Below are 21921 nucleotides of genomic sequence, written 5' to 3'. Positions count from 1 at the left end.
TTCGTGAGCAGGGAACAGCCATGGTACACATCATCCCCCTTTCCATTGGCCAGCGCCGGCTCGACACCGGCAACGCGCCGCAATATCCGCAGGGGTCGCCAATCGGCGGCGCCATGCACGGGCTGGGCGATCACCTTTCCGCTGTCGCCGAGCGCTACCAGCAGATGAAGGACCAGCAGGAGGCGTTCGACGCCGAATTGGCCCGCCGCCGCTTCCACGGCCAGATCGCGCAGGCGGAAGATGAGGTGACGGCCAACGCCCCGGCTGACGGCGCCGGCCTGCATGAGACCATGTACGGCCAGGTCAATGCGTACGACGGCAGGGTCGTCAAGACCGGCCTGTTCGACAGGCTGTTCGACAAGGCTTTGCCGAACATGCCTGAGAGCCAGCGCGCCGCTTTCGCCGAGCACAAGGAGACGATGCGCAGGGTTGGCTCGCTGCGCATGGCGCAGCGGCAGCTTCAGCAGCGCGAAGACTATGAACAAGCGCAGGTCGACACGGTGCTCACGACCAGCGGCATCGCCATCGGCAACGCCGATCCCGACGATCCTGTCACCTTCGAAGTAGCCCGCCAGGAAGGGCTCGACTTGATCGCCAAGATGGGGCTCGACCCCGGGATCAGACAGCAGAAGGTGAAGGACTGGTTCGGCACCGCGGCCAAGACGCGTTTCGAGGCGCTGATCGCCAAGGATCCGAAACGCGCGCTGGAGACGTTTGGTGTCAGGACCCCGGAAGAGTCTTCGGGAGACGTTCAGCCGATCACTTGGGTTCTTGCCTCGGGCAGATCAGAGGCGGCTGCCGCGAAAGGCGATCGCGTTGGCAAGCTCACGCCAGACGAGCGCGTGGCGCAGGCGTTTGGGGACATTGCTCCGGCGCCTGATACGGCGATCAAGCCCGCAACCGACCATCTCGCCGACCTGTCTCCAGATGACATTCAGCGGCTGATCAACCAGGCACACGCCGCGAATACGGCCCAATTGATCGAGGCGCGCACCAACATCGCTCTCGCTGCGCAGAACGCCCCGAACGCGATCGCCAATACGGGAAGCTATTCCGGCAAGATGCCCAGCCCCGCCGACTTCGCCGCCGTTTATGGCGCCGAGGAGGGCGGCGATCGGTACCAAGACTTCAGCTTGAAGATGGATGTCGGCCGCCAAGCCTTTGGCATGCGGACGATGCCCAACCAGGCGATCCACGCAGCGCTGCGCGATGCGGAGCCTGGGCCGGTCGGCTCCAACGAAGAGGAGACACGGTATCGGGTTACGGCTGCCGCTGCGCTCAAGACCCTGGACATGAGGCGGGCGGACCCTGCTGGCTACGTCCGCGAGGTCTTCCCCAATGTCGACGCCGCGTGGAAGGCGACAACGAGCCCGGATGGCAAGTCGGAGACCGGCAATCCGGAGGCGTACAAATGGGCCATCGCCGTCTCTGTCGCAGCCCAGAGGCAACTCGGCATCGAGACCCCTCAACCTCTGCCGAAGGCCGTTGTCCAAAGCATAGCTGACACCTTCGGCGACAAAAACATGCCGCAGGCTAAGAAGGACATCATCCTGCGTGATCTTCTAGCAGCAGCGCCCGATCCGGGTGTCCGCCAGGCCTTATCTCAGCAGTTGGATCAAGCTGGCCTTTCTCGATCGGCCCAAGTCGGCCCGATCGTCACTGCTGCGACAGTGCAAGGACGGCTTCCATCAGCGCCTCCTGGCGAAGCCCGGTCTGCACTCCAACGAGCTGCGGACGACTTCGGCGATTATCTGAGCGAGGGTTTCGAGGCCCTAGGCCGAATCCCGCATGACATTGGGATAGCTCTCCAGGATCTGCACGATTCTCCTTTGGGTTTCCTTGAGCAACTGCCCGCCACCCCTGGCTCGGGGGCGGTTGCAGAAGGGCGCTTGGCATTAGAGACAGTCGGCGAAGCTGTTGCAAAAGGCTTGGCCATAATCCGCGGCGGGACCGGCAAGTTTGCCAAACCGCTGGAGGAGTTTGCAACAAGTGGTTCGCGCGCCACATCGGAGCTTGCCGCTGAGGGCGCGGTGGCTCGCCAAGCCGCGATGCGGAGGCTCGTGCAGTAAATGCAGCAAATGAGGCCGCTTACCGCTTGGGCACAGGTGCAAAGCCCGACAAGGCCGAGCTTCTTGAAATAATAAAGTCAATCGCGAGAGACCCCTCAAAGATAAAGTACGCGGGGGCATCGTTTGGCAAGGCTCTTTCAAAAAATTACCGCAAAACGTTTCTCGACGCGAACCCGAAACTGGAGGGTGAAGTTGTGGTCCACCACGCGGCTGAGCAGCAAATCTTGAACAGATATCTCGGGCTCGTGGCCGAAGAGGAGATGCACTCGCTTCAGAATCTGCGTGGGATTCCTAAAAGCTTGGACAACCTCTTGCACAACAAAATTTTCCGATACGAATGGGACGAATTTTATGCGTCGCATCCTCAGGCCACTCGTCAGCAGGTGCTGGACTACGTGGCTTATATCGACAAAAAATACGGACATCTGTTCAACCCTCCAATAGGTGGATAATGCAGTATTTCTATATCAGACCTGATGTGGCTGGTGGGCTTGGCAGAAACACCGTTTTGGACCCCAGCGTCCATCCTCCGATTGTGACCAAGCTCCACTACGTGGTAGAGGGCTGGACCGGTGATGTGCTCGTTACGACGTTCCCGTGTTACCCCGATATTAAGGGTTGGAATCACGAATAACAGTGAGATGCCGGAGATCTCGCGCGTTTTGTCGATAGCATGTCCGGACTGAGACTTGGAAAATAGTGCGCTGCCGCCGTAATTCCTCGTTCTGACAATATTTCTTAGCGCCCCCTCCGTCCTGCCGGCTTTCGTCATTCGGAAAGCCAAGCAGTTGGCTTTCCGTCCGCTACGCGGACCACTCTTCAACCCCACGAAGGGAGATCGGAGGGGGCGTAGAGCACGATCTCTGAATATCGCCATCCAAACCCCCAGCCGCTTCGCAGCGGCTTTTTTCATGCCCGGAGAAAATCATGACCCGACCCACATGGACGAGGCGCTGACCCATGGCCATCACCCCGCTCGATATCGCCAACATGGCGCTGGCCGTGCTCGACGAGGCGCCGATCGACAGTCTCGATCAGGACGTCAAGGCGGCACGGCTGCTCAACTTGCATTTCGACCTCGCAAGGGAAGCAGAACTTACCAAATGTGCCTGGGTGTTCGCCATCCTGCGCGCCACGGTTGCCGGGGCGGACACCGGCAGCGATTGCGGCTTGACCTTTGCCTATGAACTGCCGGCCGACTGCCTGCGGCCGCTGCCGCTGACCCGTGATGGCGAGCCGGACGGCGTGCCGATTTCGTGGCGCCAGGAGGCGGGGCTGATCTATTCCGACCAGTCCGGCCCGCTGACCATCCGTTACGTCGCCAACCTCACCGATCCCAACGACTGGGATGCGCTGTTCACCGAGGTTCTGGTGGCGGCCCTTGCCGTCAAGGTGGCGCATCCGCTGACGCACAAGTCAGGCATGATCGATATTGCCCGCTCGGCCTATGACCGGGCGCTGGACGCGGCGCTCAACGCCAACGCCATCCAGCGCGGCAGCCGGCTCTACACCGCCTCGTGGTCCAATCAGCGCGGCGACAACAGGATTGCGCGCTGATGACGACGCTCTATCCCGTCCAGGACGTCTTCACCCGCGGCGAGATCTCGCCGCGCCTGCATGCACGCGCCTCGCTCGACTTCTATCGGGCGGCGCTGGCCAAATGCGAGAACTTCATCACCCTGCCGCATGGCGGCATCCGCAAGCGCGGCGGCACCTATTTTGCCGGCGAGGTGAAGATTTCCGCGAAGACGACGCGGCTGATCCCGTTCATCTTCTCGGCCGATCAAGCCTATGCGCTCGAATTCGGCGACCGGTACATCCGCGTCCATGCCTATGGCGCGCGCGTCGACACGGTGGAGGTCGCTTCGCCCTATCTCGAGGCGGACCTGTTCGAGCTCGCCTATGTCCAGTCGGCCGACCAGATGTGGGTCACTCACCGGGACTATCCGCCCAAGGTGCTGACGCGCAGCGCACACACGGCGTGGGCTCTGACGGATTTTGAATTCCTCGACGGTCCCTACGACCCGGTCAACGACACGGCGACGACGCTGACACCGTCCGACACCGGGCATCTGACGCCGCAGATGACCAGCAACACGACGCCTTCCGGCACCGCTTCCACCGGCAGCGGCAGCGCCTCTGCCTGGCAGATGTTCGACCGCGACAAGACGCAGGATATCGAGATCTCTGGCGGCGGTGACGGCTATATCCGGTTCCGCAATGCCGGCGGTTCACAGCGCGTGGCCGATGCCTACTGGATCACCACGTCACGGGTGGCAACGGGCAATTATGATTTCTTCACCGCCTGGGAATTGCAGGGTTCCAATGATGGCACCAACTGGGTCACCCTGGATACTCGTACGGGCGAGCTCGGCTGGGGCAATGGCGAGACGCGCTTCTACGAATTCACGAACAAATCGGCCTTTGAATATCATCAACTGGTGTTCAGCGGCGGTGGCGGCGATGATGCCGAAAGCAGCGTTTCGGCCGAGCTTGCGATCCATGTCGCCGCATTCGACCAGACGCCGTTCGACATCACCGCGTCTTCAAGCATCGGCATCAACAATGACACCGGCTTCCAGGCGACCGATGTCGGCCGCGCCATCCGCTTGTTGGGCGCCGACGGCATCTGGCGGTGGGCGAGGATCACCAGCCGCACCAGCACCACGGTGGTCAAAGTGATCCTCTACGGCCATGCGCTGCCGAACATGAACCCGATCACGCGCTGGCGGCTCGGTACGTTTGTTCCCGGAAAACATGTGGAGAGCGGCTCGCTCTATGAGGAGCGGCTGGCCTTCAGCCGCAAATTCTCGGTCTATGCCTCGGCCACCGGCGACTTCGACAATTTCGCTCTCGGCGAGAAGGACGACGATGCGCTGGAGTTCGTCCAGGCGGGCGGCGGCCAGGCCAACGACATTGTCTGGATCGCCGACAGCGACGGCGCGCTTCTGATCGGCACCTCAGGCGGCATCCGCGCCCTGTCGGGCTCGGGCATCGACGAGGCGCTGACGCCCTCCTCGTTCAAGAACCGGCGCTCGCGCACCTTTGGCTGCGCCCGCATCCGCCCGGTGGATGCCGGCCAGTCGTTCCTCTATGTCACACGCTCGCGCAAATCGATCGCCGAGCTGACGCAGACGGCGCAGAGCCGTTTTGCTTCGGACGATGTCGGCCAGGTCTCCGAGCATATTCCCAAAAAGGGTGTGGTCGAGCTCGCCTTCCAGACCGATCCCGACCCGTTGCTGTGGCTCCCGCTCGAGAATGGCGAGCTTGGCGGCTACACCCATCAGCCGAGCCAGGAGGTGCGCGGCATGCACCGGCATCGCCTGGGCGGCAACGTCAGCGGGGCGGGCTCCGATGGTTCAAATTGGGCTGATGTCGAAAGCGCTGCGGTCACCCCCGGCCAGGACGGCAATGACGATCTCTGGCTGATCGTGAAGCGCAGCATTGGCGGCGTGACCAGGCGCTACATCGAGATCAAGACCGCGCCGTTCGAATACGGCGCCATCGCGGACGCCTTCGAGGTCGATTGCGGCCTGTCCTACGCGGGTCTTGCGGTCACCACGGTGGGCGGCGCCATGCACCTTGCCGGCCAGTCCGTCGATGTGCTCGCCGACGGCAAGGTCTATCGCGGGCTGACCGTCAGCGGCGGCGGCACCGTCACGCTGCCGGGCGGTTCTACCGCCGCCAAATGGCAACTCGGCCTGCCCTACGCGGCGGGCGCCGACACGCTGGAGCTCGATGTCGGCGGCCGCGACGGCTCCATCATCGGCCGCCGCAAGAAGGTGGCGAAGGTGATCCTGTCGCTGCTGGAGACCGACACCACGGGGCTTCAAGTCCAGTCCTTGATGCGCGGCCGCTGGGAGCCGGTGCGCATGCCCTCGATCATCGCGCCGGACGGGCGGGCAACGCTGTTCACCGGCAATGTCGAGGTGCCGATCGACGACAGCTGGGAAGGGCCGGGCCGAGTGCGGATCCGCCATGTCAACCCGACGCCCTGCACGATCCGTGCGTTCACGCCGGTGTTCGACGCCGAGCCGTAGAGCGCCGGCGTTGAAGATGGTGATTTCCCCCCTTGAGGGGGAGATGTCGCCGGAGGCGACAGAGGGGGTCGGTTCGACCGGACGCCAACCTCCTCCACGTTGAAAGAGGATGCCGACGCTCCACGCGAAGCGCCAATCTCATCTGCCGCGGTAGGTCGCACCCGGTCGTGCCGACCCCCCTCTGGCCTGCCGGCCATCTCCCCCTCGAGTGGGGAGATAACAATTCACCAAAGGATCCCCGAAATGACATCTCCCCATGCCGAAATCCTCGGGATGGCGCGGACGGCTGCCGAATTCGCCGCCGTCATCGCCTTGCTCGACACCGACCTCAACGACGCGCTTCACTGCAGAACCGAACTGGCGCAAGCCGAGGACCGCGCGGTCTTCGGCGATGGCGACCTGGCCGCCGCGCGTGCCGCGCTGGACGACTGCAACGACCAGATCGGGCTGCTGGAAAAGACCATCGACGCCCCCGGCAAGCGCCGTGCGGAGGCCGCGCAAGGCGAAGCGCGGGCCGACATCGCCGCGCTTGGCGACGAGATCAAGGCCAAAGCTGCAACGCTTGGCGAGCGCTGGGGCAGCGCCCGCCGGCTGGTCGAGCTGCTGCGCCAGGAATTGTTCGAGGCCGATGCGCTCGCCCGCACCATTGCCACCGCCAACGGCCTGTTCGATGCCGCCGGCGTCGCCGAGCTGAAGATCAATCTGACCACGACCCGCCGCGCCGCCATGGCCGGCCCGCGGGCCGCTGCACCCGCCCGTCTCAGCCGGCCGGCGTTGCAGGCCGACAGGCTGCTTGTGTCGTTCCTCACCCCCGGCGGTGCGCTCGACCCGCGCCCGGCGCTCGGCGCGCCGGTGGACGGCGTCAAAAGCAAATTCATTCCCGCAAACACCTCCTTTGGCGAACGAGGCTGAACGCATGTGCACACTTGCCCTTATCGGCACCGCCCTTTCTGTTGGCGGCGCGCTGGTCGAAGGCCAGCAGTCGAAGCAGATGATGGCCGACTATCAGGCCAAGGCCTACGGGCAGCAAGCGCAGGCCGAGGCGCAGAGTTCCGCCTTCGAGCAGAGCCAGGAGCGCCATAAGCAGGATCTCCTGCTGGGCCAGGCGCGTGCGCAGGCCGGCGCCTCGGGCGTCGGCATATCAGGCTCGCCGGCCGAGGTGCTGGCCGCCAATGCCAGGCAGGGCCAGCTTGATCTCGACGCGATCCAGTACGGCTCGAAACTGCGCCAGAACAGTCTCAATACGCAAGCCGCGCTCTCGCGCTTCTCCGGCAAGCAGGCGGTCACGGCCTCGATCTTCAAGGCCGGCAGCAATCTCGTATCGGGTCTCTCCGGCCTCTACGACCCGACCAAGGCCGTGACCTTCGGCAAGGGCGCCTTCCCACCGCCGCCGGGCGGCTCGTCCACCGGAGGCCTCTACTGATGGCCACCATTCCGCTCCACATAGCGCAGCGCCGGCTCGATGCCGGCAATGCGGTGCCGTACCCCGGGGGATCGCCGATTGGCGGCGCCATGCAGGGTCTTGGCGACCAGTTCTCGGCTATCGCCGAGCGCTACCAGCAGATGAGGGACCAGCAAGAGGCGTTCGACGCCGAGCTGGCGCGCCGCCGGTTCAACGGCCGGATCGCGCAGGCGGAAGACGAGGTGGCCGCGAACGCGCCGGCCGACGGCAGCGGCCTGCATGAAACCATGTACGGCCAGGTCGACCCGCGCACCGGCGAGGTGGTCAAAACAGGCCTGTTCGACACGCTGTTCGATGATGCCTTGCCCAACATGCCCGAGAGTCAGCGCGCTGGTTTCGCCAGGCAGAAGGAGACGATGCGCGCGATTGGCGCGCGGCGCATGGCGCAGCGGCAGCTCCAGCAGCGCGACGACTATGAGTTGGCCGAGTGGACCAAGATCGACAACATGTCCACGGGTTCCATCGCACAGGGCGACCCGAACGACGCCGAGACATTCGAGGCGATCCGGCAGAGCGGCTTCGACCTGATCGCCAAGATCGGCAACTCGATCATTCGGCAAACAGCCGAGGCCACCTGGCGCACCAACACGGCCAAGGCGCTGGTCCAGGCAATGATTGCCCAGGATCCGAAGCGGGCGGCTGAGATGCTGGGTGCGGGGCGGGCTGGCAGCCGGATCAAAGATGATACGGCCGAGGCGGTTGGTGGCCCGCAGGCAAATACCACAAGTTCTGTGGCGCCAAGGGACGATCGCCTTGGCGAGCCGACGCCATATGAGCGAGCGGTGCAGGTTGTCCGGGACGACATCCCGCCTGAAGACAGGCCAGCGTTGGCCCAGAAAGCGCGGACCGCTGAGATCGCACGGCAGGTCGAAACACGAACCAGCATCGGCCTCGCCGAACAGAATGCGCCAAGCTCCATCAGGGAAACTGGAACCTATTCCGGCCCCGTGCAGACTCCGGAGCAGTTCATCGCTCTCTACGGCGCCACCGAAGGCGTCAGGCGCTTCCAAGCCTTCAGCCAAGCAATGGATGTCAGTCGGCAATTCTACAGCATGCGTGGCATGTCGAATGAGGCCGTTTTGGCCAGAGTCAAAGAGTCCTCGCCCAAGGCCGATAGTGCTACGCCGGAAGAGGACAGCGCGCGTCATGAAGTAATAGCCACGGCCGCCGACCTCACGCTCAAAGAGAGGCAGGGCGATCCGGGTGGCTATGTACGTAAGACGTTCGCGAATCTCGATGCGGCTTGGAACAATCTTTCGACGCCGGAAGACTATCAGGCAGCCATCATCGGCTCGATCGCCGCTCAGCAGCAACTGGGCTTCGAGAAGATTCAACCGCTGCCCAATTCCGTGGCGGGAGGCGTCGTCGACGGACTCAAAAACGGAACAAACCCGCAAGATCCCGCCCTAAACAACCTCTTTGCTGCACTGCCTACCGAAGCTGCCCAAAAGGCAATGCTAGACCACCTAATTCGGACAAGTGCAGCGCAGACAGAGAGAAGCCTAGCTGATCGAACACGTCGCGATTGGATAGTCGACCCCGAAATGCTGCTCGATCTGCGCCAAGCAGCCGAGTTGGGTCTGCGGGACTCGCATGTAGAAGTCACGAATTACATTCCTACGCCCCAAGATAAGCTTGGCTACCTTATCGCCGGCGATAGTAAGCCAAGCAGCGTGCGGCGTAATCTGGCGCGGATGCTGGTTGGCTCCGAGGGAGCCGGCGAGCAGGGCATCTCGCTGCTCGGCATTGCGCCCATGGTCGCGGCCGATAAGGCTGTTGCGTCCGCGATGTCTGGCAACGTCGGCGACACCATTCTCAATGTCTTAGGAACGCTCCCCACCGAGAAATTGGTATCCGTCGGCCTGCAACAAGCCGGCAAGATTGCGGGGCCTTTGGTTAAGGAACTCTCGCAGGTCTTGAGGCGGTCCGACGACCTAGCGGAGGGGGCCGAGGCGCTTGTTCGCAGAAGCAGCGGCAAGCTCGCTGACTCGACGGAGGACGCTCTTTCTGAAGGAGCGGATCTTTACAAAGGCGTAGACGACTTACCTATACCCGGGTCCGAACCGCTGACAGAAGAAGCAGGCGACGGCGCTAGTCGAGGGCCGACCGGTCAATTCTATAGTGTGGTGTTCGAGACAGAGATAGATTCTGCATTATATCCGAACGTTTCGCGCCCACGCCATTTCCAGGCGGCCAACGAAGCCCTGCTGGTGCTAATGGAAAGAGAGCCGGATTTCGCGAAAGCTCTGCAAGATGCGGGAATTAACCTCCAGCGGACAAAGAGGGGGCTCGTTCCCCGAAGAGCGCCCCCCGGCTACACTTGGCACCACGACACAAAAGCCGGTGTGATGCAACTTGTCCCTAGATCGCAGCATGATCCTGGGACTATCTTTCAGAAAGCATTGCACCCGAATCGTCGAGGAGGATTTTCTTTATGGGGAAAATAATCAAGTTGTTGGATATTGTTGGACGGTTGTCGGACTTTGACGAGGATGACACGATTTATGTGGCGGAGCCTTGGACTGAAGATTCCAATGCAATGGTTGCGACCGCACCCGACGATAGCACGGTGCCTCCGAAGGCGGCAGCCAAAGCGGGGCTTACATATTTCATCGAGATATTCATTGCGATTGAATTTACCGAGGCCTGGGTAGCTTCACTGAAGGAAAAGCCCAGCCTGTCGGCTATCTGCCAAAGACTCATCGAATACGCCACCAATGATGCGTGAGGGGAAACATGGCGACTAACCCACGTTACGATGGACAGCCGCTGCTTAGGCTGCTGGAGCTTTATGTGCTCTGGGCCATTGGAGAACTTTCTCAAGAGTCGGAGGATGGCTTGAAAAAGATGGCCCCCAAACTGCAATCTATCTATGGCGGCGACGGACAATGGCATGATGCAATTGCCCAAGCCATGCACATGCCCGAGGGAATGCCGGCAGCAATCCGGGATATGTGGGCAAAGAATCTCAAAATCGCCCGCGACAACAATGTAACGCTTAACCCTCAGCAATTTGCCGAGATGTTCGTGGACAATAACTTCGCAGGTTGAACGCTGTTTTCTGATTGGAATTGCGGTGCGGCTGGCGTTCTACGGCGCCCCCTCGTCCTGCCCGACATCTCCCCGGAGGGGGATTACGGTGACGATGCACTTTTATGAATTCTATCGATACGGATCGGAGTGAAATCTAGACAAAGAAAATAGTGCAAGAGCACGACTCGCCAAATGTAGGCAGCCCCGAAGCAAGAGCCTGGGCGCGAAATTATCTAAAAGATCGATAGTGCGTGCGAAAAGCGCGGCAACTGGGTTGCTGACCGAGGCGAAAAGGCTGATGCCGACCTTGTACTGCAGTTACGGTGACAGCGCACTTTTATCGGTCCCACCCATGTGACGGGGGTTAACCTCCCGACGCGCCCACGCCCCAAAATCAGACCCTTTTCACAGCCTCGCTTGCGCGGGGCTTTTTTCATGGAGCAAGCCTTATGGCCCGACCTGCAACCGCCGCCGTTCGCCTGTTGACCGGCGAGCGCGAACCCGTGCGCCTGGCAACGACGGCGAACCTGGAGACGATCGTCATCGACGGCGTCGCCTGGATCCAGGGCCTCAAAATGATTGACGGCGTCCAGACCGCGACCGGCGACCGGGTGCTGGTCAAGGGCCAGGCGGACGCCAGGCTGAACGGCATCTATACGGCGTCGGAAGGCTACTGGTACCGCGCCGCCGATGCGCGCACAGGGCGCACCATGCAGAAGGGGACGACGGTGCATGTCCAGGAGGGCATGGCTTCGGCCGCTTTCGTCTATGCCTTCCAGACAGTGAGCCCCGTGATCGGTGCCGACGACATTGTGCTGTCGTTTTACCAGTCCGACGACACCGTCGGCGATATCCAGGCAGCCGCGCAAGGCATCATCGACCAGGCCCAGGCCGCGGCGGACGTGGCGACGGGCGCCATGACGACGGTGCTCGATCCGCAATTCGCAACCAAGGCGACGGCAGAGGCATACTCACCGGCGATCGCGCCGGATTATATCAGGACTGCCGGCTATTCGCAGGTCGGCGACGGCCAAGCCCTCTACAGGAAGAATGGCACCATTTCGGCTGGCGGGGGCGGCCTGGCGATCACGCTGCAAGATGGGGCGAAAGCCGGCTTCGACATCATCAACGCACCGAGGGCAAAGGAGATCAACATTCGCGCTGCGGGCGCCGACACGGCAGCCGGCAACAACAGGACCGCGATCGTCAACGCCATTGCTGCCGCCGAGCAGGGCAGGGTGATCATCCCGGCTGGCACATTTTCGCTGGCCGGCAATATCGACATTCCGCAGGGGCTGATGGTCGAGTTTGACGACAAGGCGCTTTTACAGCGCACCGAGGAGGCCACGCACCTATTCAACCTGAAGGGCGACAACCGCATCATCGCTCCAAAGGTCAACGGCGCCTGGAATCATGTCGCGGCTCCGAACGGCTTTGGCGTTTTCAACATCAGCGGCATTTCAGGCGTCACGATCGAGCATGGCACGCTCACCGGTACGCAAGGCGATCACTACCGCATTGCCGATTCCAACTGGGTCTACATTGACGACGCCAGAGGCGACACGGCGCGCAACATCGTCACCATCAACGACGATGTTTCCGGCACAAGTCACGTGTTTGTCCGCCGCGCTCGCGTGAGTGCCTATTTGAACGGTTTCGATGCAGAGAGCGACGACGACTGGCCGGTGAGCGATATCGAGGTGGATATCGACTGGACGCAGCTTGGCGGCGTTCAGCTTGGCGCGGCCGTCGCCTTCACCCGCAGCGCTGTGCCCGTCGGATCGGTGTTGAAGTACAAACGCCTTCGCATCAGTGCCAAATCCAGGGATGGCCTTTATGGTCTGGTGCTGCGAGGGGCCAAGGATATCGAGGTGCGCAGCCTGGTGACGGAAGGCGTGCAGCAAGGCATTCGCGCCGGCACCGGCCATCATATCGAAGATCTTCGCCTGCTGTCCTTCGACATCCAGGCGACACATCAGGGCATCTATATCGAAACCCCGGCTGGGCAACAGATCTCGCGCGGCGTCAGGATTGGCGCCGGCCGCATCTTTGGGTTCACCCAGGCCAATGCCTATGGCGTCTTCAGCGCGGCGGATGAGACCATTGTGTCGGCTGACACGCTTGTCGACATGGGCGGCGCAGCCGCTTCCATCGGCGTTCGATTGAACGGCGACATGTCGCAAACCCATGCAGGCATCGCGGATGCGCGATCGTCCTATGTCGCCCTGTCGACACTATCGAGCGAACGGCAGAGGGCGACGGGTGGCCTTTTCAAGGCGACGACCGGCAGTGTCGTCAACGACGTGAAAGTCAGCGGATCCTCGCCGAACATCGAGGTGCGGGGCAACATCTACTCCGGCACGGCGACGGGCAAGCCAACCGATGACGGATCGCACATAGCGCTGATTGAAGGAAACCGGGGCGGCGATCTTTTCAAGGGCTATAAATCGACGCCGGACGCAACGCCCGTTCTTATGGTCTTCGAAGCCGGAAACAGCTTTGTTCCGATCAGGCCAGGGCAAGGCGCAAAGTTCACCGTCGATGTCGCTGCCCGCCGCACGGATGGTTCATCGTCGACCAGCGCCGGCTATGTGTTCGCCGGGGTGATCCGCAACACGGGCGGAACCCTGGCGATCGAAGGTGCGATCACCAAAACGGTGATCGGCGAATATGCAACCGACGCCGCATCGCTCGACGCGTCGGTCACCGCTGGGGCTTCCGGAATTGAGGTGACCGTTACCGGCGTCGCGGCAAAGACCTATGGCTGGAACGCCGTTGTGCGGCTTCAGGAGGTTTGATTCTGCTGAGAAGTTCGACGCCGCTGCGCCATCACAATCGCCACTGATGTCATCAGCCGGCTGATCGGCAGGCCCGAGGGATGGGCTCGCTGCATTGCAAGACCAAAATCTTTTTTCAGCCTCGCTTTTGCGGGCTTTTTTCATGGAGCAAGCCAGCATGGCCCGATCTTCAGCCGCCGCCGTTCGCGTTCTGACCGGCGAGCGCGAACCCGTTCGTCTGGCAACGACCGCCAGCATTGCGTTTTTCGGCCTTCAGACCATCGACGGGGTGGCGACGGAGGTGGGCGACCGCGTGCTGGTCAAGGACCAGGCCGACCAGACGCAAAACGGTATCTATACGGTAAGCGAAGGCCGATGGTTCCGCGCCGCCGATGCCCGCACCGGGCGCACCATGCAGAAGGGAACGACGGTGCATGTCCAGCAGGGCAACGCCTCGGCCGATTTCGTCTTTGCCTTCCAGACGCTGAACCCTGTGATCGGTGCCGACGACATTGTGCTGTCGTTCTACCAGTCCGACGACACCGTCGGCGATATCCAGGCAGCCGCCCAAGGCATCATCGACCGGGCCCAGGCCGCGGCGGACGTGGCGACGGGCGCCATGACGACGGTGCTCGATCCGCAATTCGCAACCAAGGCGACGGCGGAGGCCTATTCCCCGCCGATAGCACCCACATACATCCGCACCGCCTTCTACGACAGCTCTCAGGTGGCAGGCAGCGGCGCTGTGTACCGCAAGAATGGAACGAATGCCGGGGATTTGGTGATCACGCTGAGCGATGGCATGATGAAGACGGGCTATACTCTCGCCTCAACCCCGGTGACGGCATCAATGCTCGGGGCGCGTGGTGGCGGTGCGAATGCCACGGCTGCAATAGGTGCACTGCTCGCGGGCAGCTATCCGCATGTGCTGATTGACGGCTCCTACCAGACAGACGGCAACCACACGATCTCGACAGCGAAGAAGCGCGTCGAATGCCTGGGCGGCTCTGCCCTGATCCTGCGCACGCCAGTCGGTACCGTTACCGCCCACCATCCCGTCATCGATATCGCCGCCGATGACGTCCTGATAGACGGGGACCTCACGATCGATGGTGGATCACATGCCGGCTACCAGGCTTCTATCGGTATTCGCGTCGGCCTTTCCACTGGTGCACGCCGGAAGCGGCCGACAATTCGCGGCGTGAAAGTCCGCAATCTTGGCCTTGCCGGCGTGATGGCGCTCTGTGTCGACAGCCCGACGATTGAGGACATTGACGGCTATAACATCGTCACGCCAACCGGCGGCGAGTTTGGCGATACGGTTTACGTGGCCGGCGTCCGCAAGCCGATCGTGCGCAACATCCGGTCGGCGAAGTGCAAACGCGACGGCGTCGTGTTGACCTATACGGGGAATCTAAACACCACCGACGTGTTGGTCGACGGGGTTTTCGCGGATGCACATCTCGACAGCCCCTCCGCCGGTGTCTGGGTGGAGATGACCGGTGCGCGAGATCCACGAGGGATCATAACCAACGTGGTGGCGAATGACTGTCTGGTTGGCGTAGCTGCGACTGACGCCAACAGCGAGATCGTCATTTCGAATGTCAAGGCAATCGGCAACCGGCTCTCCGGTAGTTCTGCCGGTAACGTCTTCGGCGTTCAGATTCAGTCGGGCCGGCTCGATAACTGGTACATCGATCGCTACAACACAGCCCTGCAATTGGAGCCAAACGGCGAATATCAGTTCGCCCTCAGCTCGCAAGTTGGATCGTTTGCGACTGGCGAAACGGTCAGCGGCGGCACCTCTGGCTCGACCGGAACCCTGCGGTTCCAACATTTTGAAATCGTCATCACCGGTTCAACCGTCGACTATGAACTCGGTGAGACGGTGACTGGCGGTTCATCCGGCGCGACGGGCATCTTGGTCGACTTCTTTGCCAGCGTGCTGAGGGTCTTGCCGATAAGCGGGACGTTTCAGGCCGCTGAAACAATCACTGGGGGCACCTCTGCGGTTGCCAAAACGGCAAACAGCGCGACCCGGCGCATCTATGTGCGCGGTTCGGCCGGCATCTTTCCGGCTGGCGAGACGATCACGGGCGGAACGTCAGGTGCCACAGCCGTAATCGCCGCGCCCTACCAGACGCCTCTTGCGATCGGCCCGGGCACGTTGATGAACTGCTCGACCGACGCCATTGTCGTTGCGAACGTCGTGACACCGGCGAGCCTTAGCCTTTCTGGCATCAGGGGAAACACCCAGTCGCATGGCATCCGGTTCAACCTTTCCGTGGGCCAGCGGCTGCGCAAAGCCAGTCTCAGGGACATCGCCCTGAAGAACTCGACCTCCATTGGCATTGCCTTTCGGGTAACCACCGGCGGCGCGATAGACGAAATGCTGGTCGATGGTTTCGACATGTCGGAATGGGTTGGCGATGGCACCGGCAGTTCCATCACGGCCGGCATCGTGACCAGGTTTATTGGCGGCAACAATCCCGGCCTGCAGGGGACGTCGAGTGTGCCGATCAATCTGACCGTCAACACAACGCTGTCCGGACTTCATAACCGGGCACTCTGCCACAACAACGGCGCCGGCGCGACGTGGACACATACGCTGCCGCCTGCCGTGCCTGGCCTTCGGATCGGTTTTGCCGGAGTGCACGCAACCCATGTCATGAACATCGAGCCCAACGGGACGGACACGATCAAGGGCGGCGGTGCAGGGAAATATCTCATTCTCGATCCCGGCGAGCGTGTAACCCTGGAGGCATACGCAACGGGCTCATGGGTGGTCAGCGCGACAGTCGGCTGGGCGGGCGATTTCGAGTTGTAGACTTTGTCGTTGTGAATGACCGAATCGCCTAGGTTGCTTTTTTGATCCAAATGGACGAACGAAAGATATGGTCCTCGCTCTGTGGTCAATGGTGGCCGTGACCACCGTTATACTTGTAGCCCGCCACAATCGGGTTTCTGTTGTAGCGATTGGCTATGTCGGCCTTCTTGCTTATTCGGTGCCCGCGCTGATTGGCTTCACGCGGCCTGTGAGCGCGAAAGGATTGGTGCCATATCTCGAGCCGGCATCGTCGGAAGCAATTCTGGTGATGGTCGCTGCTTGGCTAGGGTTCGGGCTGGCGCTGCTGCTGATGCCTTCGTCTGTGGACGGGGGGCGTCCCCCTTGTTACCAGCTGCACCCGATGCGGGTCACCTGGTTCATTCGGTGCACGCTGATCATTTCTTTAGCCTGCTATGCATGGATGGCAAACAGGGCTGGACTTGAGTGGTACGCGATGGAGCGTGCCGACATCTATGACGCTGTTGGTGGGCTCATTTCCATCGTGTGGCGTTGGGTCAGCGGCATCGGCCTTCTGGCATCGATCTATTTCGATAGGTTGTGGGGTCGCGGCGCTCGTATTAATCAAGCCATCTTTGCGTTAATGGTCGCACTTAATGCGATCGCGGGCGATCGGACTGTCCCGGTGATCTTGGCAATGGCGTTTGCCATCGTGTTATTGTGGGAGTGGCCGATAACGAAGGCGGCCCTGCATTGGAAGGCATGGGCGATCGGGCTGGCGACGCTTGCGATCATCTTCTTTATGAAGCCCTTCTATCTGGCCTACAAACGCGACCTGCCGTTTGGCAGGATGCTGACAGGCGGTTCTGATCCGATGGCTATGGTGGCCTCCTGGGAAGCCTTCGGCACTCATGAAAACATCGAAGGGCTGATTAGGAGTAGCACGACCTATCCATGGTGGAACACGGTTCGCGATACCTTGGCGCAACTGCTAATTCAGCCGTCGGCCTTCGGCTTCGACAGCACTGGGTTCAACACGGTGCTCCAGACCCAGATATTTTCGCAGGCGTTGTACGGCTTGGCTGGTACATTCTGGGGGCAGGCGTGGGCGATTGGTGGTATTCCCGTTGTGATCGTATTTGGGTTGATCTATGGCGGAGCGTTGGTGGCGTTGCACCATGCTTCGCTCAAAAGTAAGGGTATGTGGTTCTTCTTCTGGATCATCCTCGGCAGCGTGATTGGGGTCTATGCGCACCGGAATGCCTTGGAGAACGTTCTTGCGCAGGCACGGCAGCCATTCGTCGGTTTCGTGACGATTCAGGTCTTGGTGTGGGTACTGCTCTTCGGGCGCTTCCATACCAGCGTTCCGGCTGTTCCGATTGTGGGTCGAGACTACGGCAAATGAACTGATGTTGAGCAGCGCCTTGGGGAGGCAAATGAATGGTGGAGCAGGTATATCTCGATCGGCAGCATGATCGTCTTGTATTCATCGACCGACCAGCCGACGAAGGATTCTGGGACGATCGTTGGGCGCAATCCCTAACAGCAGCGGACATTCGGAAAAAGAGCGTCTTTGTCCAGCATGTTACCCGAAAGTATTTAAGCCCGTCTGATCGAGTGATTGATGCAGGCTGCGGTGTGGCCAACACAGTCTTTGGGCTCCATCACGCAGGGTTCGAGGCATACGGATTAGACTTTGCCCCCGTAACCATCGCTAGGATCAAAAAGCACGCCCCCGAACTTAATATCGTTCTCGGTGACGTGCGAGAAATGCCATTCGAGGATGCCTTTTTCGAAGGGGTGTGGTCCTTGGGGGTGATCGAACACTTCAAGGATGGTTACGCATCGATCATCGAGGAGGCACGCCGAGTGCTGAAACCCGGCGGACTCCTTTTCCTAACTGTCCCCAGCGTGTCGCCATTGAGGCGTCTAAAGATGCGGCTCGGTCGATACGAAGATGTGAGTGCCGCGGACATGGCCCGATTTTACCAATTTGCCTTCACCCCGAACGACACAATTAGAACGATCAGCGGGATGGGGTTCCGGCTTTTGGAAAGTCGGTCCAGGGGCGGATATCTGGGGTTGATGCGGGAAAGCAACTTGTTAAAGCGCCTGCTTGAACCATTGTATGAGAGCCGGTCGCGACCGATGGTGACCTTACGACGTGCGATCGACCTAGTGATCAGCCCAGTATCCTTTCACACAAAGCTGTTCGTCTTCAAAAAGCACTAGCTGAACTCGCTGAATTTTCGAACTCCGACCTCAGTTACTTGTATCCAGCGAGTTGTCGCGGGATCGTCTTCGTACGGCATGAACGTGGTTCGGCGCTTCGACTGAAGTCCTATTGATCTTTATCCTGACGGAGCTTCTCATCGATGTCTCTCAGGCTTTTGTTGTACGCGCGCGTCTCTCGCCGCACCCCTATCGTGGCAATAACTACCCACGCGATAGAAAAGGCGCCGATGAGTATTCCTAAAACTAAATGTTTTATGTCAGGCATATGTGCTTTTATACGTCCTAGGTGTCAATCACTTACCGAGCGCACGAGTCTCTTGCCGACACTCAGAATTTTAAAGTCTGTATCTGCCAACTTGGCGAATGATATCCAGAATCATAATCGCCCGCGCCAAACCTAACCTCCACCCGGCGAACATACCAAAAATCAAAAACTGAACAACTGCCCGGAAGGGCGGAAAGGAACCACCATGGACCGCAACTTCGCGCGGGCGCTTGCGCTTGTTCTCAAATCGGAAGGCGGGTGGTCGGACAATCCGGCTGACCCCGGCGGCGCCACCATGAAGGGCGTGACGCTTGCCAGCTTCCGCCGCTATGTGAAGGCCGACGCGAGGAAGGCGGATCTGCGTGCGATCAGCGACGCGCAGGTCGCCACCGTTTATCGCCGCTTCTACTGGGACGCTGTGCTCGGCGCCGAATTGCCCGATGGCGTCGACCATGCGGTGTTCGATTTCGCCGTCAACAGCGGGCCTGGCCGGGCGGCCAAATATTTGCAGGCGGCCGTCGGCGTTGCGCAGGACGGGCGGATCGGACCGGTCACCGTCGCGGCGGCCAAGGCAAAGCCGGCCGGCGTCACCATCGATGCGCTTTGCGATGCGCGGCTGGCGTTCCTCAAGCGGTTGCCGACATGGGCAACATTCGGGCGCGGCTGGTCCGATCGTGTCAGGTCGGTGCGGGTTCAGGCCCTGCTGATGTCGGCGCAGGGCCCCGCGGCACCGGTGGCCGCGCCGGCGTCGCCCAGGGTCGAGACATCGGCTGATGTGATGCCGGCGACCCAGCCCGTGCAGCCGGCATCCGGCGGCAAGACGGCTGCCGCGGCCGGCATCCTCGTTCTCATGGCCGGAGCGCTCGCGGCCTTCCGGCATCGGGTCGCCGATTTTTTCGGGGGCCTGTTTCAATGACATGGTTCAACACCAATGCGCTGCACAATCTCCTCAACACGCTGGTCGCCATCATCTGCGGCGGCGCGCTCGCCGGCTTCGACTGGACGCTGCTCGGGGTGAGCGACCGCACCGCGCTTCAGATCAGCGGCGCCATTGCCCTTGCCAAGATCATCATCAACGCGGTGCGTGACGGGCCGCGCGGCATGGTCGCGCCGCCGGCCAAGGAGACATGAGATGGGAACACTCGCCCTCGCGCTGCTTGGCCAGGCCTGGCCGTATCTTCTGGCAATGGGCGCCGCGCTTGCCGGTGTCTGGACCGCCTATGCCAAGGGCAAGGCCAGCCAGAAGGCCAAGCAGGATGCCGCCGACGCAGCGGCGCGCACCGAAGCCCAGAAGATCGACGATGCCGTCGCCGGCCGGGCGCCGGACGACAACAGGGGGAGGCTGGCCAGATGGTCAAAATCATAGCGCTCTCGCTCCTGCTGGCCGGCTGCACCAAATCAGGCGGGTCGTTCTGCGCGGCCGGGCATCCCCTCCGGCCGACAAGGGCAGAGGCGGCGACCCTTTCCGATGCGTCGGTGGCGGCGATCCTGGCTCACAACGAAAAGGGCCAGAAACTTTGCGGCTGGAGGCCATGATGAACGATCTTTTCGACCTGCTCGGCATCAAGGGACCGGTCGTGGCGGCGGGTCTCGCCGGCGGCGTTCTGCGCGCGCTGTCGCGGCATCGCTACAAGCTGCGCGAAATGGTGGCCTCGCCGATCTGCGGCGCACTTGCGGCGGCCTACCTGACGCTGCCGGCGGTTTCCTACGCCAGGATCGCCGGCCTGCCGATGCCCGATCCCGCCGACGACACCACCACGCTGGCGGCTGCCTTCCTGATCGGCGTCTGCGCCATGTGGATTTCGGACGTGCTGTTCGAGTTTGTGGTGCGGAGATTCAAGCCGGGGTTGGAGGAGTAGCTATTGGCACCGCGTCGTCTGTTGGCTACTGCCTCGGAATTACCGAGGCAGGCAACCTGGCGCGGCGCTGCTCTCATTTCCAGAAACGACCGCTGCCCGCTTCGGCTCACGCCGGGGCGGCTTTTTTGTATTTCCGATCGGCCATTGCTGAGCGGCATTCGATCTGAAACTAGATAAAGACTTGAGCGGATGAAGTGTTCATATATTGTTAAACAAGAGGTAGACCACAGAAGACGGAAGCCATCTCCATCATCAAACGGGAGTAGCTTTCATGAACAAGTTCACTGTTATTTTAGCCGCTGTTGCAGTTGCATCGTCCGTTGGAGCCGCCGAGGCAGGTTGTGGGTGCGGAGGTTCGGGCGGCTGGGGAGGCAATTCGGGCAGCCTGATCAATGTTTCGCCATCCATCGACCTTGGCAAGATCACCGCGCTGAACGACGTGCTCAGCGGCAACAACATCCTGAGCGGCAATGTCGTCTCAGGCATTCTGAACGGCAACAAGACCAACATCGTCGGTGGCGTTCTGAGCGGGCTCGGCGTCAACCTGCTGGGCGGCAACAGCTACAGGCTGGGCAAGCGCCACTAGTTCGGCGCTGCATTCCAATCATCGAAGGCAACCCAAAATAGCCCGTTCCGGTTCGCCGGGCGGGCTATTTTCGCGTGTCGGGCCGATCAAGCGAGGATGTTGACCGCGCGTGCCGCGACCAGCGCGATGGTCAGCAGCGAGATCATGGCCTCGGCCATCATCAGCAGCTTGGCGCGCTGGGAGAGTGGCAAGGTATCGGTGGGCGAAAATGCGGTCGCATTGGTGAAGGCGAGGAAGAAATAATCGACGAAGCCGGGCAGCCAGTCTCGAAGCTCACGGTCGTTCAACGTCATCTGCGCGAACAGGAAATCGGCCTGTGCGAGCTTGACGAGGCCGCAGGTCGGCGGACCGCCGCGGTCGGTGCTCCAGAACCACAAGGCAAACACGATGACGTTGGTAACCCAGATGTTGAGTGCGTCGATCAGCAGCGTCGTACCGCTGTTGCCGGCATGGCCCTCCAGCAAGGCACGCACCAGCAGGACCAGCGAACCGCAATTCATGATGCTGATGATGGCGGTCATGGTCAGGGCTGTTCTGCGGATCATGACCCGAAACTGGCCGATCGCATGCCACTCGTGGTCCTCGACCGCCTTTCGGGTAGCGGCCTGTGTCCAGGCGGTGGCCACCGACAAGGGCAGCAGCAGGGCCGCCTCCAGCGCGGGCGCCACCCAGCGCGGCCCGAATGAGAGATTGTTGATGACCAGAAGCTGCAGGCAGATGATGACGAGAACGGCCGCACGGGCCATCCAGAAATCGAGCGCACGGTAATGAATGACGGCATGGTGGTGGCGCATTTTTCAAATCCTGGAT

At 61.3% G+C, this 21921-nt stretch carries 20 protein-coding genes; 19 read left to right on the top strand and 1 reads right to left on the bottom strand.

Annotated features, from left to right (window positions below; translation table 11 throughout):
* Positions 1–20 precede the first annotated feature (20 nt).
* From NKI99_RS26400 to NKI99_RS26310, 19 genes are all read left to right on the top strand, one after another.
* Positions 21–2069: a hypothetical protein gene (locus NKI99_RS26400; RefSeq protein WP_352612660.1), complete on the top strand. Its 2049-nt coding sequence runs from the start codon at positions 21–23 to the stop codon at positions 2067–2069.
* A 26-nt stretch (positions 2070–2095) separates the two neighbouring features.
* Entirely contained in the window at positions 2096–2521 is a 426-nt protein-coding gene (locus NKI99_RS26395; protein WP_023814096.1) for a hypothetical protein, read from the top strand.
* A 508-nt stretch (positions 2522–3029) separates the two neighbouring features.
* Positions 3030–3626 carry a phage connector family protein gene (locus NKI99_RS26390; RefSeq protein ID WP_023814089.1) on the top strand — a complete coding sequence of 199 codons (597 nt, stop codon included), beginning with the start codon at positions 3030–3032 and terminating at the stop codon, positions 3624–3626.
* The gene (locus NKI99_RS26385; protein WP_352612658.1) at positions 3626–6109 is read left to right on the top strand and encodes a phage tail protein; all 2484 of its coding nucleotides are present in this window, start codon (positions 3626–3628) and stop codon (positions 6107–6109) included. Before NKI99_RS26390 ends, NKI99_RS26385 begins: the two co-directional genes overlap by 1 nt.
* Positions 6110–6352: 243 nt before the next feature.
* Positions 6353–7021, top strand: a complete 669-nt coding sequence (locus NKI99_RS26380) for a hypothetical protein (RefSeq protein ID WP_352612656.1) — start codon at positions 6353–6355, stop codon at positions 7019–7021.
* Positions 7022–7025: 4 nt separating this feature from the next.
* Positions 7026–7532 carry a hypothetical protein gene (locus tag NKI99_RS26375; RefSeq protein WP_352612654.1) on the top strand — a complete coding sequence of 169 codons (507 nt, stop codon included), beginning with the start codon at positions 7026–7028 and terminating at the stop codon, positions 7530–7532.
* Positions 7532–10018, top strand: a complete 2487-nt coding sequence (locus NKI99_RS26370; protein WP_352612652.1) for an HNH endonuclease — start codon at positions 7532–7534, stop codon at positions 10016–10018. Before NKI99_RS26375 ends, NKI99_RS26370 begins: the two co-directional genes overlap by 1 nt.
* A complete protein-coding gene (locus NKI99_RS26365; RefSeq protein WP_023814084.1) occupies positions 10006–10299 on the top strand; it encodes a hypothetical protein in 294 nt (97 codons plus the stop codon). Before NKI99_RS26370 ends, NKI99_RS26365 begins: the two co-directional genes overlap by 13 nt.
* An 8-nt stretch (positions 10300–10307) precedes the next feature.
* Positions 10308–10622, top strand: a complete 315-nt coding sequence (locus NKI99_RS26360) for a hypothetical protein (RefSeq protein ID WP_352612650.1) — start codon at positions 10308–10310, stop codon at positions 10620–10622.
* 431 nt (positions 10623–11053) lie between these two features.
* Positions 11054–13402 carry a glycoside hydrolase family protein gene (locus NKI99_RS26355; protein WP_352612648.1) on the top strand — a complete coding sequence of 783 codons (2349 nt, stop codon included), beginning with the start codon at positions 11054–11056 and terminating at the stop codon, positions 13400–13402.
* 94 nt (positions 13403–13496) lie between these two features.
* The gene (locus NKI99_RS26350; protein ID WP_352612646.1) at positions 13497–16208 is read left to right on the top strand and encodes a right-handed parallel beta-helix repeat-containing protein; all 2712 of its coding nucleotides are present in this window, start codon (positions 13497–13499) and stop codon (positions 16206–16208) included.
* 67 nt (positions 16209–16275) lie between these two features.
* Complete coding sequence (locus tag NKI99_RS26345; protein ID WP_023814080.1) at positions 16276–17571, top strand: hypothetical protein; 1296 nt, start codon at positions 16276–16278, stop codon at positions 17569–17571.
* 35 nt (positions 17572–17606) lie between these two features.
* Positions 17607–18398, top strand: coding sequence for a class I SAM-dependent methyltransferase (locus NKI99_RS26340; protein WP_023814079.1), 792 nt, complete (start codon positions 17607–17609; stop codon positions 18396–18398).
* Positions 18399–18871: 473 nt separating this feature from the next.
* Positions 18872–19582 carry a glycoside hydrolase family 108 protein gene (locus NKI99_RS26335; protein WP_352612645.1) on the top strand — a complete coding sequence of 237 codons (711 nt, stop codon included), beginning with the start codon at positions 18872–18874 and terminating at the stop codon, positions 19580–19582.
* The gene (locus NKI99_RS26330; RefSeq protein WP_352612643.1) at positions 19579–19797 is read left to right on the top strand and encodes a hypothetical protein; all 219 of its coding nucleotides are present in this window, start codon (positions 19579–19581) and stop codon (positions 19795–19797) included. The genes NKI99_RS26335 and NKI99_RS26330 overlap by 4 nt, the downstream gene beginning before the upstream one ends.
* A gap of 1 nt (position 19798) precedes the next feature.
* On the top strand, positions 19799–20032 hold the full coding sequence (locus NKI99_RS26325) for a hypothetical protein (RefSeq protein WP_352612641.1): 234 nt from the start codon (positions 19799–19801) through the stop codon (positions 20030–20032).
* On the top strand, positions 20017–20202 hold the full coding sequence (locus NKI99_RS26320) for a hypothetical protein (RefSeq protein ID WP_032909564.1): 186 nt from the start codon (positions 20017–20019) through the stop codon (positions 20200–20202). The genes NKI99_RS26325 and NKI99_RS26320 overlap by 16 nt, the downstream gene beginning before the upstream one ends.
* The gene (locus NKI99_RS26315; RefSeq protein WP_352612639.1) at positions 20202–20525 is read left to right on the top strand and encodes a hypothetical protein; all 324 of its coding nucleotides are present in this window, start codon (positions 20202–20204) and stop codon (positions 20523–20525) included. The genes NKI99_RS26320 and NKI99_RS26315 overlap by 1 nt, the downstream gene beginning before the upstream one ends.
* A gap of 271 nt (positions 20526–20796) precedes the next feature.
* On the top strand, positions 20797–21111 hold the full coding sequence (locus NKI99_RS26310; protein ID WP_127297818.1) for a hypothetical protein: 315 nt from the start codon (positions 20797–20799) through the stop codon (positions 21109–21111).
* Between the two features lie 86 nt (positions 21112–21197).
* On the opposite strand, the gene NKI99_RS26305 is transcribed toward NKI99_RS26310, so the two are convergent.
* Positions 21198–21905 carry a hypothetical protein gene (locus NKI99_RS26305; protein WP_023814072.1) on the bottom strand — a complete coding sequence of 236 codons (708 nt, stop codon included), beginning with the start codon at positions 21903–21905 and terminating at the stop codon, positions 21198–21200.
* Positions 21906–21921: the final 16 nt, after the last annotated feature.

Origin of the sequence: Mesorhizobium sp. M0239, assembly GCF_040321815.1 — a bacterium.
GTDB lineage: Bacteria > Pseudomonadota > Alphaproteobacteria > Rhizobiales > Rhizobiaceae > Mesorhizobium.
This window is presented reverse-complemented; position numbering and strand designations above follow the sequence as displayed.